At 61.8% G+C, this 17,210-nt stretch carries 9 protein-coding genes; 3 read left to right on the top strand and 6 right to left on the bottom strand.

From position 1 onward, the window contains the following. Positions 1–98 precede the first annotated feature (98 nt). Genes LOY36_RS20955 through speB form a run of 3 tightly spaced genes read right to left on the bottom strand, consistent with a single transcriptional unit; the run spans position 99 to position 3,047 of the window. Positions 99–1,610 carry a cytosine permease gene (locus tag LOY36_RS20955; RefSeq protein WP_258670657.1) on the bottom strand — a complete coding sequence of 504 codons (1,512 nt, stop codon included), beginning with the start codon at positions 1,608–1,610 and terminating at the stop codon, positions 99–101. 54 nt (positions 1,611–1,664) lie between these two features. Further along, complete coding sequence (locus LOY36_RS20950) at positions 1,665–2,087, bottom strand: nuclear transport factor 2 family protein (RefSeq protein ID WP_258670654.1); 423 nt, start codon at positions 2,085–2,087, stop codon at positions 1,665–1,667. Between the two features lie 9 nt (positions 2,088–2,096). After that, on the bottom strand, positions 2,097–3,047 hold the full coding sequence (gene speB / locus LOY36_RS20945) for an agmatinase (RefSeq protein WP_019648049.1): 951 nt from the start codon (positions 3,045–3,047) through the stop codon (positions 2,097–2,099). A gap of 371 nt (positions 3,048–3,418) precedes the next feature. On the opposite strand from speB, the gene LOY36_RS20940 reads away from it, so the two are divergent. Together LOY36_RS20940 and LOY36_RS20935 are read left to right on the top strand one after the other, a co-directional pair. Then, a complete protein-coding gene (locus LOY36_RS20940) occupies positions 3,419–4,312 on the top strand; it encodes a LysR family transcriptional regulator (RefSeq protein ID WP_007938472.1) in 894 nt (297 codons plus the stop codon). Between the two features lie 4 nt (positions 4,313–4,316). Further along, positions 4,317–4,910, top strand: coding sequence for a tRNA-uridine aminocarboxypropyltransferase (locus LOY36_RS20935; protein WP_258670650.1), 594 nt, complete (start codon positions 4,317–4,319; stop codon positions 4,908–4,910). A gap of 154 nt (positions 4,911–5,064) precedes the next feature. Here LOY36_RS20935 and LOY36_RS20930 read toward each other — a convergent pair whose 3' ends face one another. The 3 genes from LOY36_RS20930 to LOY36_RS20920 form a co-directional block, all read right to left on the bottom strand. Further along, positions 5,065–6,429, bottom strand: coding sequence for an HlyD family type I secretion periplasmic adaptor subunit (locus LOY36_RS20930; protein ID WP_258670647.1), 1,365 nt, complete (start codon positions 6,427–6,429; stop codon positions 5,065–5,067). Between the two features lie 239 nt (positions 6,430–6,668). After that, positions 6,669–8,828: a type I secretion system permease/ATPase gene (locus LOY36_RS20925; RefSeq protein ID WP_019648052.1), complete on the bottom strand. Its 2,160-nt coding sequence runs from the start codon at positions 8,826–8,828 to the stop codon at positions 6,669–6,671. A gap of 26 nt (positions 8,829–8,854) precedes the next feature. Continuing rightward, positions 8,855–10,213 carry a TolC family outer membrane protein gene (locus LOY36_RS20920; protein WP_019648053.1) on the bottom strand — a complete coding sequence of 453 codons (1,359 nt, stop codon included), beginning with the start codon at positions 10,211–10,213 and terminating at the stop codon, positions 8,855–8,857. A gap of 487 nt (positions 10,214–10,700) precedes the next feature. Here LOY36_RS20920 and LOY36_RS20915 point away from each other — a divergent pair, with 487 nt between their 5' ends. Then, complete coding sequence (locus LOY36_RS20915) at positions 10,701–17,090, top strand: retention module-containing protein (protein ID WP_258670643.1); 6,390 nt, start codon at positions 10,701–10,703, stop codon at positions 17,088–17,090. The last annotated feature ends 120 nt before the right edge of the window (positions 17,091–17,210 follow it).

The following is a 17,210-nucleotide window of genomic DNA, read 5'->3' as shown; positions in this document are numbered from 1 at the left end:
TTTGTATTGCGACTGCTGCGCAGTCGAACGGGGCGATGCGGCGTTCCGACAAGCCCCCTCGCCACAAAAGCTCCTCGACACAATTTCTGCGAGTTGAATCAGGCGGCTTGTCGCATCGCCGGTTTACCGAGCGAATCCGTGCCCTTGCTGCGTGCATCGTTGGGGCCGAACACCGCAGCCGATTCCGGGAACAGGCTCAGCAGCGTCAGGTACACCAGCGAGGCCAGGCCGAGGGTTACCGGCAGGCTGATGTCGATCCCGCCGGCCAGATCTCCGAGCGGCCCGACAAACTGCCCCGGCAGGTTCACGAAGCACAAACCGACCGCGGCACTCGGGATCCAGGCGCCCAGGCCACGCCAGTTCCAGCCGTGGGTGAACCAGTAGCGGCCACCTTTTTCGCCACGGGTGAACACTTGCAGGTCATCCGGGCAGTAGAAGCCGCGACGCACCAGCAGGCCGATGATCATGATCACCATCCATGGAGTGGTGCAGGTGATGATCAGCACGGCGAAGGTCGACACGCTCTGCACCAGGTTCGCCGCAAAGCGCCCGATGAAGATGAAGGCAATCGACATCACACCGATCAGCAGCGTCGCTTTAACCCGCGACAGGACCCGTGGAAACACACTGGACATGTCCAGCCCGGTGCCATACAGCGACGTGGTGCCGGTGGACATGCCGCCGATCACCGCAATCAGGCACACCGGCAGGAAGAACCAGCTCGGCGACACCGCCAGCAGGCCGCCGACGTAGTTGTTGGCCGCGATGTAGTCCGGTGCCTTGATCGCTACGATGGTGGCGGTGGCGAGGCCGAACAGGAACGGGATGAAGGTCGCGATCTGCGAGATCACCACGGCGGCCATGATCCGGCGCTTGGAGGTGTCACGCGGGATGTAGCGCGACCAGTCACCGAGGAACGCCCCGAAGGAAATCGGGTTACTCATTGCCACCAGCGCAGCGCCGATGAAAGCCGCCCAGAAACCCGGTTGACCGAGGCTGACGCTGCCGGCGTAGTTCACATCGAAAGGACCGGCGAAGGCGAAGACGCCCAGCAGGAACAACAGGCTGGCGCTCCACACCGCGATCTTGTTAACCCACAGCAGGAAGCGGAAGCCGTAGATGCACACCGTCAGCACCAGGATCGCGAACAGACCGTAGGCCAGGCCCAGGGTCAGGTCGGTTTCTGGCAGGCCGATCAGGCGTTTCGCACCACCGATCAACGCATCACCCGAACTCCATACCGAGAGCGAGAAGAAGGCGATAGCAGTCAGAAGCGACAGGAACGAACCGACGATCCGCCCGTGCACGCCGAAATGCGCACCGGACGACACCGCATTGTTGGTGCCATTGATCGGTCCGAACAGGCCCATTGGCGCGAGGATCAGCGAGCCCAGCAACACACCCAGCACAATCGCCCAGACGCCCGCCTGAAAAGACAGGCCGAACAGTACCGGAAAACTGCCGAGCACGGCGGTGGCGAAGGTATTGGAACCGCCGAAGATCATCCGGAACAAGTCCGTCGGGCCTGCGGTGCGTTCGTTGTCCGGGATCTGCTCGACCCCGTAGGTTTCAATTTGCGTAAGGCTTTGGTCTTTGTTGTTGTTATTCATGATCTGCTCCGATCATAAAGGCGCGCTCATCGTGCGTGAGCGTCACCTGTTTGGCTAAGGGGTTGGCAGCCCTTCCGGCATTGCGGACAAATGTTCGTGGCAGGCCAGCCATAGGCCTTGTTGTTCTTGGCCAGACGCCTGTTTCTTGAAAACAATCGTCTCGCGTTCCTGGCTGAAGTGTTGCTCCCCTTGCATGCGCAGCTCGGTGGCCACGTCATGGATGAAAATCGCCACGTCACCCTGCAGGCTGACAAAGGCGTTGCTCGAGGTGCACGACAGCACCTCGAAGCCGTCCTCGGCGCGCCAGCTGTCCCACAACGCCTGGTAGGCATCGCGCGACAGCAGAGGCTGCTCGAGGGTGTAGAACACGAAGCTTGAGTCGATGCTGAAAGCGCCGAAGTAGGCTTCGCGATCGTTTCGGGCAAAGGCCGACACCAGTTCGGCGGCGGCATTGAGTACCTGATCACGTTCGTTCATGACCGATCCTCAGCGATGGACCACGCCTGGCAGTACGCAGAGCATTTCGTACAACAGGTTGGCGCCCAGCAGCGAGGTGTTGCCGGTGGTGTCGTACGCTGGCGAGACTTCTACCAAATCGCAGCCGACCAGGTCGAGGCCTTGGCAGCCGCGCACGATTTCAATCGCTTGAATGGTCGTCAGACCGCCGATTTCCGGGGTGCCGGTGCCAGGTGCCCAGGCCGGATCGATGCCGTCGATATCGAAACTCAGGTACACCGGACCGTCGCCGACTTTCGCGCGAACTTCGGCCATCAGCGGCGCCAGGGATTTGTGCCAGCATTCTTCAGCCTGAACCACACGGAAGCCTTGATTGCGGCTCCAGTTGAAGTCATCAGCGGTGTAACCCTGAGCCCGCAGGCCAATTTGCACTACGCGGTCGCAATCCAGAAGACCTTCTTCTACAGCGCGACGGAAGGTGGTGCCGTGGGCGATTTTCTCGCCGAACATGTGATCGTTCACATCGGCGTGAGCATCGATGTGCACCAGGCCGACCTTGCCGTGCTTTTTATGGATGGCACGCAGGATCGGCAGGGTGATGGTGTGGTCGCCACCCAGCGTCAGGGGGATCACATCGTGTTCGAGGATATTGTCGTAGGCCTCTTCGATGATCCGCACGGCGTCCAGCAGGTTGAAGGTGTTGATCGCCACGTCACCGATGTCGGCAACCGACAGCGAGTCGAACGGCGCAGCGCCGGTGGCCATGTTGTACGGACGGATCATCACCGATTCAGCGCGGATTTCACGCGGCCCGAAGCGGGTGCCGGGGCGCAGGGACGTGCCGATGTCCAGCGGGATGCCGATAAAGGCAGCGTCCAGGCCGGCAGCAGATGGCAAATGGGGGAGTCGCAGCATGGTGGCGATGCCGCCGAAGCGCGGCATTTCATTGCCGCCCAGTGGTTGGTGAAGAATCTTGTCCACGGGTAAGGCCTCATCGTCGTTGTTTTATTTATGCAGGTAGCCGCTCGGGGAGAGACGGGTACCGCTGTGGGCCGATTCTGCGAAATGTAGTGACCGGGAAGAATCGCTACGGGCAAATACTTAGTTCAGATTTTTCTAAACTAATGGCGGGCGGAAAGATAGACTCCCCACCATGCACCGAACCCGTGTGGCGAGGGAGACCACTGTGGCGAGGGGGCTTGCCCCCGTTCGGCTGCGCAGCAGTCGTAAACCTGCCAACTCGGTCTGTCTGATTGCACCGGGGTGAATGGTTTTGGGGCTGCTGCGCAACCCAACGGGGGCAAGCCCCCTCGCCACAAAGCAACATGCACTACCTTGCAATGGAGCCCCCCATGGCCAACGCTTTACCCGACCTGAAACTATTGCGCATCTTCGTCAGCGTGGTCCGCCATCAGGGGTTCGCCAACGCCCAGCACGAGCTCAATCTCTCGACGTCGGCCATCAGCACCTATATGAGCCAGCTCGAAGCGGCCCTCGGCCTGGTGCTGTGCCATCGTGGTCGCGGCGGTTTCAGCCTGACCAGCAAGGGCGAGCTGTTCCATCAGGAAACCCTGCGTCTGTTGGCCGAACTCGAAGGTTTCGAACAATACGCCGCCGCCCTTAAAGGCGAGTTGCGCGGTACTTTGAACCTGGGGGTGATCGATTCCACCGTCAGCGACAAGGCCTTGCCGTTCGCCGAAGCCATCGGCGCCTACAGTCAGGAACACCCGGCGGTGCACTTGCATCTGTCGGTCATGAGCCCTTACGAACTGCAACTCGGCGTGCAGGACAACCGCCTCGACCTGGCCATCGGTGCCTTTTCCACGCGCATGAGCGGTCTGGTCTACATGCCGCTCTACCGCGAGCAGCACTGGCTGTATTGCAGCAGTCGTCATCCGCTGTTCAACGAGCGGCGCATCCCCGAGCAGGTCATCACCCAGCAACGCATGGTCGGTCGAGGCTATTGGAGCCAGGCCGAACTGGCGCGTCATGGTTTCAAGCACAGCGCGGCGACCGTGGAAAGTATGGAGGCCCAATTGATTCTGGTGCTGTCCGGCGCCTACATCGGTTACCTGCCGGAGCACTACGCCCAGGCCTGGGCCGATAAGGGGGATTTGCGCGTGCTGCTGCCGGCGACGTTCGGTTATCAGGCGCCATTCTCGATGATCGTGCGCCGTGGCCGTAGCCGCGAGCCGCTGATCCAGACTTTCCGTGATTTGCTCAAAGCACAGCTCAATCAGGCTTAAGAAAATGTCCAGAATCCAGTGTCCGCGCTGTCTTCGTCCGCAAACTCATTGTCTGTGCCCACTGATCCCGAGCCTGGATAGCCTCACGCGGGTTTTGCTGTTGCAGCATCCGAGTGAAGTGAACCATGCGTTGAACACCGCACGATTGGCTGCGTTGGGACTCAAGAATGCCGAGTTGATCGTGGGCGAGGTGTTTGAGGATTTGCCGGCATTGTTGAATCAACCGGGTTATCAGGCGCGGCTGTTGTTTCCCGGTGAAGATGCTCAGCCGATGCAGGCGTACACCGTGAGTGATAAGCCGCTGCTGCTGGTGGTTCCGGACGGTACCTGGCGCAAGGCGCGCAAGATGCTGCACCTCAATCCGTTGTTGGCGGCGTTGCCCAGAGTGACATTGGCCGAGGGCGGGGTGTCCCGTTATCGCTTGCGCAAGGCACCTGGGCCAGGGGCGTTGTCGACGGTGGAGGCGATTGTGCAGGCGTTGCAGACTCTCGAATCACCGAGCAGTTTCGAGCCGTTATTAAAGCCGTTCGAGGCGTTGATCGAGGGGCAGATTGCGGCGATGGGGGAGGAGACCTATCAGAAGAATCACGGGCAATGATTCCCTGTGGCGAGGGGGCTTGCCCCCGTTCGGCTGCGAAGCAGTCGTAAAACCGACTAACGTGGTTTACCTGTTACAACCGGGTTGAATGGTTTTGGGGCCGCTTCGCGACCCAACGGGGGCAAGCCCCCTCGCCACGGGGACAGCGTGAGACTTAGCGTTCGCGCATCGCCTCGGTCCGTGCTTTCAACACCGGTTTAAGCAGGTAATCCAGCACGCTTTTCTCCCCGGTAATAATGTCCACCGTCGCCACCATCCCCGGAATGATCAGCAGCGGTTTCACATCCCCGCCCAAGTGATTTTTGTCGGTCCTGACCTGAATCAGATAAAAGCTGTTGCCCTTGTCATCGGTGATGGTGTCAGCCCCGATCAACTCAAGCCTGGCACTCAACCCGCCATAAATCGTGTAGTCATAAGCGCTGAACTTGACCATGGCTTTCTGGCCCGGGTGCAGGAACGCCACGTCCTGAGGGCGGACCTTGGCTTCGATCAGCAGGTTGTCCTCCACGGGCACGATTTCCACCATGTCGCTGCCCGGCTGGACCACGCCGCCGATGGTATTAACCTTCAGCACTTTGATGATGCCGTGAACCGGTGACACCACGGTGGTGCGGGTTACCCGGTCGTCGATGGCAATGCTCGTGGCGGTGATTTTCGACAGGTCGGTGCGTTTCGTATTCAGATCCTTCGCCGCGTCCGAGCGGAAGGATTGTTCGGACTCGTCGATCTTGCTTTTGATTTCATTGATCGCCGATTCCGCCCGGGGAATCGCCAGGGTCGTGGCATTCAGCGAGCCGCGGATTTCCACCGCGCTGCGTTTTAGCCGCAGGATTTCCACCGGCGACACCGCCCCGGTGCCCACCAGCGGCGCCGACATGTTCATCTCTTGTTGCAGCAGCGCCAGGCTGGAACTGAACTGCCCCTGTTTGGAGCGGAACTCCGCCAGCTCCTGGGTTTTTTGCCGAAGTTGTTCGGTCAAGGTGCGCTGTTCGCTGGCCAGTCGGCGCTGGCGTTGTTCGTACAGCGAGCGTTCGTCCTCGGCCACTTGCGGAGCTTTGGCGATCACTTCCGGCGACAGCGTGAATGGCCGGCCTTCCGCTTCGGCGGACAGCCGTTCGACTTGCGCGATCAAGGCATAGCGGTCCGCTTCGCTTTCCCCCTTGTTCGACAGGAATCGCGTGTCATCCAGACGCAGCAAGGTGTCGCCCTTGTTCACCATTTGCCCTTCACGCACGAAGATCTCGGTGACTATGCCGCCTTCCAGGTTCTGGATCACCTGAATCTTGCTCGACGGAATCGCCTTGCCTTCGCCCATGGTGACTTCCTGCAACACCGCGAATTTGGCCCAGACCAGCGCGGTGATCAGCAGCGCCGCCGCCAGCCACACGGTGATCCGCGACCAGCGCGGTGAATCCTGCAACGAGGCGCCGGCGGTTTCCGGCATGAACTCGCTCTCGGCACTTTTGCTGAAACTGCCGAAGTAGCTTCGGGTCGCTGAATCCGGTGTTTGAGCAGACATGAGGCGATACCCGTCAGTTAAGAGAAATAAGGCCGATCAAAAACTTGTGGCGAGGGAGCTCCTGTGGCGAGGGGGCTTGCCCCCGTTCGGCTGCGAAGCAGTCGTAAACCTGCCAGCTCGATCTGTCTGATACAACGGGGTGAATGGCTTTGGGGCCGCTTCGCGACCCAACGGGGGCAAGCCCCCTCGCCACAGGAGCCCCCTCGCCACAGGTATGTATTGGCATCGAGTGGGCGCTCCTAGACCGTCGCAGAGCCGACACGGCCCTTGCGCAATGCATCGATCACCGCTTCTTTCGGGCCATCGGCGACGATCCGCCCGTTGTCCAGCACCACCAGCCGATCCACCAGGCTGAGCATCGAGCTGCGGTGGGTGACCAGCAGCACGGTTTTACCCTGGACCCAGCCATGGAGTTTCTGCCGTAGAAGGTCTTCGCTGCTGTTGTCCATGGCGCTGGTGGGTTCGTCGAGCAGCATGATTGGCGGATCGAGCAACAAGGCCCGCGCCAGCAACACCGCTTGCCGTTGCCCACCCGACAGCAACTGACCGCGCTCGCCTACTGGCCGATCAAACCCTTGTGGATGCTGACGCGCCAGTTCAGTCACGCCGGTGAGCTCAGCGACTTCAAGCATCCGGGCATCGCTGACATAACGGGCGCCGAGGGTCAGGTTGTCGCGCAGGCTGCCGGCCAGCAAGGGCAGGTCGTGGGCGACGTAGCCGATCTGTTGACGCAGGTCGGCGACGTCCAGTTGCCGCAGGTCCAGGCCATCGAGCAGCAACTGGCCTTCTTCGGGTGCGTAGAAACCCATCACCAACCGCGCCAGCGTGCTTTTGCCCGAACCGCTGCGGCCGATGATGCCGATCCGCTCGCCCGGCTTCATGCTGAAGCTGACATTGGCCAGGGCCGGCGCATTCTGGCCATTGTAGTGGAACGTTACGCCGCTGACGTCCAGGGCGCCTTGCAGTTGCGTGCGCTCCAGCGGCCGCTGCCTGGCGTCGCGTTCTTGCGGCAGCGACATCAGCGAATCGGTACTTTTCATGGTCAGTTGCGCTTGCTGGTAACGGGTGATCAGCCCGGCGATCTGCCCCAGCGGCGCGAGCACGCGGCTGCCGAGCATGTAGCTCGCCACCAGCGCACCGACGCTGAGGTTGCCGGCGATGATGCTGTAGACCCCGGCGACGATGGTCGCCATGCCGGAGAACTGCTGAATGAACAGGGTGCCGTTGGTGGCCAGCGCCGAGAGGTTGCGCGCATGGCTGTCGAGGCGGGTGAGGGCGCCGTGGGTGCTTTCCCATTTGTGCTGGCGCTCGCTTTCAGCGCTGCAGGCCTTGAGGGTTTCCAGGCCGCCGAGGGTTTCGATCAGCAGGGCCTGGCGTTCGGCACCGAGGCTCAGGCTCTTCTGCACGGTGTCGCGCAGGCGCGCCTGAATCACCATGGCGAAGAGAATCGTGATGGGGAAGGCCAGCAGTGGAATCACCACCAGCCAGCCGCCGAGCAGGCCGATCACCACCAGCATCAGCACAGCGAAGGGCATGTCGATCAGGCTGGTCAGCGTGACGGCGGTGAGAAACTCCCGCAGGCCCTGGAAGTCATGAATGCTTTGGGCGAAACCACCGATGGTTGCGGGTCGCGCTTTCATCGCCATGCCGGTGATGCGTTCGAACAGGGTCGCTGAAAGAATCACGTCGGTTTTCTTCCCGGCAGTGTCCAGCAAGTGCGCACGAACCACCCGCAGCACCAACTCAAAACCGGTGCCGATCAGCAAGCCGATCGACAGCACCCACAAGGTTGAAGTGGCCTGGTTCGGCACCACCCGGTCGTAGGTCTGCATCACGAACAGAGGCACCATCAGGCCCAGCAGGTTGATCAGGAAACTTGCCAGAATCGCATCGCTGTACAGCCATTTCGACAGCTTCAGCGTGTCGCGAAACCACGCCTCGACCCGCGGCACCAGCGGCGCGCGCAAGTCTTCGAGTTCATGCCGTGGCCGGGCGAACAAGGCCTGGCCGCTGTAGCTGGCGGCCAGCTCGTCCGTGCTGACCCACTGTTCTCCGCCGTCGGCTTCGCTGGGCAGAATCAGCGCCTGACCGTCATCGCCCCAACGGCGCAAGACCGCGCAGCGGCCATGGTTGAGGATCAGCATCACCGGCAGGTTGAGCGCGGAAATATCCGCCAGTTCACGGCGCAGCACCCGCGCCTGCAAACTGGCCCGGGCCGCTGCGCGCGGCAGCAGGTCCAGGCTCAAGCGTTGGTGTGCCATTGGCAGCCCGGCACTCAGGCTGGCGCGACTGACCGTCGCGCCGTGGAGTTTGCAGAGAATCAACAGGCCGTCCAGAAGCGGATCATCGAAGCTCAGACGCGGATCGACACCCGTGTTGCCGGTTTCCATGCTGGTCACATTGATCGCTCCTACACGGCGTTACTTCATTTGAGTTCAGGCAAGCGCGCTTCGTTTTTCACTTCGGTGGCGGCGATCGCATCGGCGGGCAGCACCACCCGTTGCTTGCTCAACAACTGGCCCATGTTCGCCAGCACGCGGTACATCGAGAACTCCTCGGTGTAGCGCACTTCGGTGTAGCGGCGGTTGGCGTTGTAGAGCTCGTTTTCGCTGTCGAGCAAATCGAGCAGGGTCCGTTGACCGAGACCGAACTGATCCTGATACGCCGCCCGTACACGGGTGGTGGTTTCGGCGTATTCACGGGCGGTCGGGGTTTGTTTCTTGGCGTTCTGCATGGCGTTCCAGGCCAGGTGGATGTTCTCGTTGAGCTGGCGCAATGCGTTGTTGCGGATGTCCATCGCCTGGTTGATCTGATGCGCATCGGAGGCCAACCGGGCCTTGTCGCTGCCGCCACGGAACAGGTTGTAGTTCATCACCACGCCCACTCGCCATTCGTTGTCGTGGCCTTGATCGCCCTGCACATTGTTATTGGCGCCCACCGCTGCTTCGGCGTCGAAGCGTGGGTAGAACGGCGACTTGGCGACTTCGTACTGGCTCTCGGCCGATTGCACGTCAGCCTGGGCGGATTTCAGGTACGGGTTGTTTTCCACCATGCTCTGTTGGGCTTCGGGCAGGGTGGCGGGCAGTTCGCCGCGGGTCGACGGCGGCGCTTCGAGTTCATCGGGCATGCGCCCCACGACGCTGTAGAAATTCGCTTCGGCATCGGCCAGATCGACTTCGGCGGTGTCGAGGTTGTTTTGCGCCAGTGCCCGGCGAGCGGTGGACTGGTCGGCGTCGGCGTTGCTGCCGATCCCACGCTGGGTACGCAGGCCGATCTGATCGTTGACCCGCATGTGCGCTTGCAGGTTGTTCTTGGCCAGGGTCACCAGTTCGCGGCGCTTGAGCACTTCGAGGTACACCTCGATGGTGCGCAGGGCCAGGTCCTGGGCGGTGCCTTGAGCGTAATAGGCCCGCGAGTTGGACACGCCTTTGGTACGCGCGACCTCGTTGGCGGTATTGAAACCATCAAACAGCATTTGCCGCAGGCGCAGTTCCGACTGGGTGTAGGTGAGGATTTCGGTGTTGTGATTGCCCCGCGACCGGGTGGTGGTGTTATCGCTGTAGCCGCGCCCGTAGGCGGCGTTCAAATCCACCGATGGATAAAAGCCCCCTTTAGCGACTTTAATCTGCTCGTCGGCCGAGAGCCGGGCATCGACCCGAGACGCCAGTTCCGGGTGGGTCGCAATGGTGCTCTGGATCGCCTCGGTCAATGACATCGCCTGAGCCTGAGAAGCGCAGGCCATGGCCAGCAGAATCGCACTGCAAAGGGGGGTTAAAACGCGCATGGGTGCATCTCCCTGATTCCTGATGGTGCTTAGCGGTCGCCATTTTTTTGACGATATTTTTAGATGAAACCGTTTCATGCCTGTAACAACAGAGCTAAGAACATCCTGAAGCGTAGCTAAGAAAAATTTTTCATAAGGGCTATGCCAAAAAAAACTTATGTACTCCGTAAAATCCGGCACATTGTTCAACTCGAAAGCCTTTGTTTTACGTGCTCTCGACAGTGCGGACAGGCTTGAAGACAGTTCCACTCACTTTGAGACATACAGCGGAGTAATGCTGAAGGGGAGGGACGCGTAACGGGTTTTGAGCGACATTTTTTTGTCACTCGGATGATTCACCACCGTTACGTAGCGCTCGCAGGCCTGCTGCACCGCAAGGCTTGCGAACGAACTGCCGAGGTGTGAGCGTCACCCGGCAACCCGGTTGAGCCATGGGCGAGCTTCGCAGACCAGTGCCGGCGCGGTGATCGGCAGCGGAGGAATGCACATGGCAACGCTCATCGGTATCGTCAGTAAGGTCATCGGTCAGGTGTACGCAGTGGCGGGTGACGGCACTCGACGGGCGCTGATCGAGGGCGATCGGCTGTTTGCCGGCGAGCAGCTGGTCACCGGGGCCGAAGGCGCGGTAGCGGTCCATTTGCATAACGGTCAGGAGCTGACGCTGGGGCGTGACAGCAGCCTGCAAATGACTGCCCAGCTACTGGCGCACCAGGTGCCGCATGTGGAAACCACCGATGCGGTGACGCCGAGCCAGGCGCAACTGACCGATGTCGAGCAACTGCAAAAAGCCATTGCCGCCGGTGCCGATCCGACCCAGACCGCTGAGGCCACCGCCGCCGGACCGGGCGCAACGGGCGCGCCCGGTGGTGCGCTGGGTGGTGGCCACAGTTTTGTGCTGCTGGAGGAAGTGGGCGGGCGGGTCGATCCCACGATTGGTTTCCCCACCGCCGGCTTCAACGGTATTCCTGAATTTCCCCTGGAGCGCCGGGACGCTGCGCCGGACAACGGCGATAAAGGCGTCGTTACGCCGTTTGCCGCGGACGCGCCGAATAACCCGGTCACCCTCACCGGCCTGTCGGTGGCGGGCGGCGAACTGACCCTCAATGAAGCCAACCTGGCGGACGGTTCGGCCAGCAACCCGGGAGCACTGACTCAGCACAGCACGTTCACGGTGTCTGCGCCCGACGGGCTGAGCAGCCTGAGCATCGGCGGGATCAGTGTGATCAGTGGCGGGGTGCCCATCGGTTTTCCTCAGTCGATCACCACTCAACTGGGCAACACCCTGACGATCACCGGCTACAACCCGGCCACCGGCGTGGTCAGTTACAGCTACACCCTGGTCGGCAACGAAACCCATTCCGCCGGCGATGGCGCCAACAATCTCACCGAACATTTCACCGTGGTCGCGAGCGACAGCAACGGCGATACCGCCACCGGTTCGCTGGACGTCAATATCACCGACGATGTGCCCAAGGCCATCGACGACACCAATACCCATACCGCCTCGGAAACCCTGCTGACCCTGACCGGCAGCGTGCTGCCCAACGACATCCAGGGCGCCGACCGCATTGCCACCGGCCCCGACAGCGGGCCGATCATCGGCGGCACCTTCACCGGGACGTTCGGCACCCTGGTGTTGAACGCCAACGGCACATACACCTACACCCTGAACACCAGCGACGCCGATTTCAAAGCCTTGCACGGCGGTGGCAACGGCACCGAAAATTTCGTCTACACCCTTACCGATTCCGATGGCGATACCAGCACCGCGACGCTGGTGCTGAACATCCATAACAACGACGACCTGGTGACGCTCGATGGCCTGAACGTCAACGGCGGCGAATTGACCGTCTACGAAAAAAACCTTAGCGACGGCAGCAGCCCCAACACACCGGCGCTGACCCAGAGCGGCACCTTCACCGTCACCGCGCTCGACGGTTTGCAAACACTGACGGTGGGCGGCATCGCGGTGGTCACCGGTGGCGTGGCCGCAGGCGTCCCGCAGTCGATCGTCACTCCGCTTGGCAGCACGCTGACCGTCACCGGTTACGACAGCGCGACCGGCGTGGTCAGCTACAGCTACACCCTGGTGGATCACGAAACCCACCCGAACGCCGACGGCACCAACAGCATCACCGAGAACCTCAACGTCGTCGCCACTGACGTCGACGGCAGCACGGCGTTGGGCCAGATCAACGTCAACATCGTCGATGACTTGCCCACCGCCAACCCGGATCACGCCTCAGTGGCCGAAGGCGCGACGGTCTCGGGCAACGTGCTGGGCAACGATATCGGCGGCGCCGACGGGCCGGCACTCGGTGGCGCGGTGGTCGGCGTGCGCGCCGGCAGCGACACCTCGACTTCAGCCATCGGTGGCTTGAACAGTCAAATCAACGGCACCTATGGCTACCTGACCCTGGATGCCAACGGCGATGCGGTCTATCACAGCAATCCAAATGCTGTGAACGGCCCTGGTGCTACCGACGTGTTCACTTACACCGTGCGCGATGCCGACGGCGATGAAAGCACCACCACCATTACCATCGATGTGGCCAACTGCACCCTCGTAGCTGCCACTGACACCGACGTGACGGTTAATGAAAAAGCGCTGGACCTGACCAAGGACGGGCAGGACCTGGCGGCGGGCACGGTCGTCGGCAGCGAGCCTGGCAACACCGGCGAAACCGCCTCGGGCACGCTGGTGGGCTCAGTCACCGGCACCAGCGACACCATCACGTACAGCCTGGTCGGCAGCGCCAACGGAACCTACGGGCAAATCCTGCTCAACCCGGACGGCAGCTACACCTACACCCTGACCTCGCCCCCCACGACCACCCCTCACGCCAACGACGGTGCGAACACCCTGAGCGAAAGCTTCACCTATCAGGCCACCGATTCTCTGGGCAACAGCGTCACCGGCAGCATCGTGATCAACATCGTCGATGACGTGCCAACCGCTCATGCCGATGTCGTCTCAGTGGCGGAAGGCGGCACGGTCAGCGGCAATGTGTTGGGCAATGATGTGCTCGGTGCTGACGGCCCGGCCTTGGGTGGCGCGGTGGTTGGCGTGCGCGCCGGCGGCGATACCTCGACTTCGGCTATCGGTGGTTTGAATACGCACATCAACGGCACCTACGGCTATCTCACTCTGGATGCCAACGGCAACGCCGTGTACCACAGCAATCCGAACTCGGTCGGTGAACCGGGCGCCACGGACGTGTTCACCTACACCGTGCGCGATGGCGACGGCGATGAAAGCACCACGACCATCACCATCGACATCTCCAACTGTTCCCTCGTGGTGGCCCCCGATAACGACGTGACCGTTTACGAAAAGGCGTTGGATCTGACCAAGGACGGCCAGGACCTCGCGGCGGGCACTGTCATCGGCAGCGAGCCTGACAACACCGGTGAAACTGCTTCGGGCACGTTGGTCGGTTCAATCAATGGCGGCACTGGTGCAATTACTTACGCCCTGGTCGGCAGCGCCACCGGCACCTATGGGCAAATCCTGCTCAACCCGGACGGTTCCTACACTTACACCCTGATTTCTGCGCCCACGACCACGCCGCACGCCAACGACGGACCGAACACCCTGAGCGAAAGTTTCACCTATCAGGCCACCGATTCTCTGGGCAACAGCGTCACCAGTACCATCGTGATCAACATCGTCGATGACGTGCCGACGGCCCATTGCGATTCGGTTTCGGTGGTGGAGGGCGGCACGGTCAGCGGCAATGTGCTGGACAACGATGTGCTCGGCGCTGATGGCCCGGCCTTGGGTGGGGCAGTGGTCGGCGTGCGTGCTGGCAGCGACACCTCGACTTCGGCCATCGGTGGCTTGAACACGCAAATCACCGGCACCTACGGCTACCTGACCCTGGATGCCAGCGGCAACGCCGTGTACCACAGCAACCCGAATTCGGTCGGCGAAGCGGGCGCCACGGACACCTTCACCTACACCGTACGTGATGCCGACGGCGATGAAAGCACCGCCACGATCACCGTTGACGTGTCCAACAACTGCCTCGTAGCGACTACCGATGCCGATGTGACTGTCTACGAAAAGGCGTTGGATCTGACCCAGGGTGGGCAGGACCTGGCGGCGGGCAGCGTCACCGGCAGCGAGCCCGGCAACACCGGTGAAACCGGCTCCGGTACGTTGGCAGGCTCGGTCTCTGGCGCCACTGGCGCGATCACCTACACCCTGGTCGGCAGCGCCACCGGCACCTACGGGCAGATCCTGCTCAATCCCGACGGTTCCTACACTTACACCTTGACCTCGGCGCCGATAACTTCGCCCAACGCCAACGATGGCGCGAACACCTTGAACGAAAGCTTCACCTACAAGGCCACCGATGCCATCGGCAACAGCACCACCGGCACCCTTGTGGTCAACATCGTCGATGACGTGCCTCACGCCGTCGCCTCGGAGCGGTCGGTGCCGGCGGTGCAGATCGACTCCAACCTGATGCTGGTGATCGACGTATCCGGCAGCATGGACGACCCCTCCGGCGTATCGGGCCTGTCGCGGCTGGAGCTGGCCAAGCAGGCGATCAGCGCGCTGCTCGACAAGTACGACAATCTGGGTGACGTGAAGGTACAGATCGTCACCTTCAGCAGCAGCGCCACGGACCAGACTTCGGTGTGGGTCGATGTGGCGACGGCCAAGTCGATCATCGCTACGCTGACGGCAGGTGGCGGCACCAACTACGACGCGGCCGTGGCAACCATGGAGAGCGCGTTCGATACCTCGGGCAAACTCACCGGGGCGCAGAACGTCGGCTACTTCTTCTCCGATGGCAAACCCAACGAAGGCGACATCGGCACTGCGGACGAGATCGCGCTCAAAGCTTTCCTCGACGCCAATGGCATCAAGAACTACGCCATCGGCCTGGGCAGCGGCGTCAATAACGCCAGCCTCGATCCGGTGGCCTATGACGGCAGCACGCACACCGACACCAACGCTGTGGTGGTGACTGACCTCAACCAACTCAACTCGGTCCTCTCGGGCACCGTGCAAGGCGCGCCGGTCACCGGGTCGCTGCTGGGCGAGGGCGGTACGTTCGGCGCCGATGGCGGATTCATCAAGACTCTAACGGTCGACGGCACCACCTATACCTACGACCCGAAAGCCAACAGCAATCAGGGTTCGCTGAACTTCAGCGGCGGCGCCAACCACGGCACCTTCAACACCGCCGACAACACCCTGAGCATCGCCACCAACAACAGCGGCACGTTGCTGGTGAACCTCGACACTGGCGAGTACACCTACACCTCGCAGAAAACCACGGCCGTGCAGATCACCGAAAACATCGGCTTCACCGCCAGCGACAACGACGGCGACCTCACCAGCTCGACCCTGACAATCAACGTGATTCCGAATTCGCCACCGGTGGCGGTCGATGATCACATCATCACCAACGTGCTGTCGGGCAGTATCGTGGTGCCGGGCGAGCTGCTATTGGCCAACGACACCGACCCCAACGGTGATGCGCTCACGGCATCGCCGACTACCTTCAACACGGGTTGGACGGCCAGGGGGGCGGACTTTACCGGCACCAACTCGAGCTTCAGTTTCACCGGCAATAACCTCCAGGCCGTGACCATCGCCCGCAGTGCATTCGTCGCCAACGCTGCCGCCATGACCGCCATGCTGGTGGTCAGCGGGGCATTGGGGTCGGTCAGCACCAACAATACCAACGATGAGGACCGCATCACCGTCAACCTCAAGCAGGGCGAAACCCTCAACCTGGACCACAACCTGGCGGCCGGCCACATCACCATGGAGTACTCGGTCAATGGCGGCGCTTACATGGCTCTCGCCGATGGCCAGACCATCACCGCCGCAGCGGACGGCACGTACCAGATCCACATCACCAACATCGACGACGGGGGACCTGGCAACAGCGGGAAGGGGGCGGAAAACTATCAACTGACCATGACCGTCAACTACGCCGGAGCCCAGGACTCTACGCCAGACTTCCACGGCACCTACACCGCCAGCGACAACCACGGCGGCAGCGACAGCGCGGCAGTCGACATCACCTATCAGGCTGGCCATACACTGACCGGCACCTCGGGCGATGACGTGTTGATCGCGGGCACCGGCAACAACATTATCAATGCGGGTGACGGCAACGATGTGCTCACCGCAGGCTCAGGCAATAACGAGATGCATGGCGGCGCCGGTAACGATCTGCTGTTCAGCGGGCCGGGCAACGATTGGCTCGACGGCGGCACCGGTAACGACACCGTGAGCTACGCCCATGCCACCGCCGGCGTCACTGTCGACCTCAGCCTGCTCACCGCGCAAAACACCGTTGGCGCAGGCACCGATACCCTGACCGGCATCGAAAACCTCGCGGGCTCGAACTTCAACGACAGCCTCACGGGCGACAACAACGGCAACATCATCAACGGCGGTCTGGGTAACGATGTGCTCAACGGCGGGGGCGGCGACGACTTCCTGATCGGCGGCCTGGGCGACAACACCCTCACCGGCGGCAGCGGCGCCGACACCTTCCAGTGGCTTAAAGGCAACAGCGGCCACGACGTCATCACCGACTTCACCCCGGGCACCGACAAACTCGACCTGTCGCAACTGCTGCAAGGCGAGAACGGCACCGCGGCATCGCTGGATGACTACCTGCACTTCAAAGTCACCGGCAGCGGCGCGACCCTGGTCACCAGCATCGACATCAGCGCCATGGCCGGCGCCACGCCGAGCCAGACCATCGACCTGGCGGGGGTGAATTTGGCCAGCCATTACGGCGTCACCCCCGGAGCGAATGGTGTGATTGCCGGCGGTCACGATACCGCGACCATTATCAACGGCATGTTGAACGACCATTCGTTGAAGGTGGATACCGTGTGATCTGAAACGACAAAACCCGCCATCCCGGTGAAAGGGGATGGCGGGTTTTTTGTTGTTTGGGGGGATCTGCCTACGCTGCATCCCGGCACACCTCCTGTGGCGAGGGAGCTTGCTCCCGCT

The organism is Pseudomonas sp. B21-019, from assembly GCF_024749225.1.
Taxonomy (GTDB): domain Bacteria; phylum Pseudomonadota; class Gammaproteobacteria; order Pseudomonadales; family Pseudomonadaceae; genus Aquipseudomonas.
Note: the sequence above shows the minus strand (reverse complement) of the source record. Positions and strands in the feature narration are given on the sequence as shown.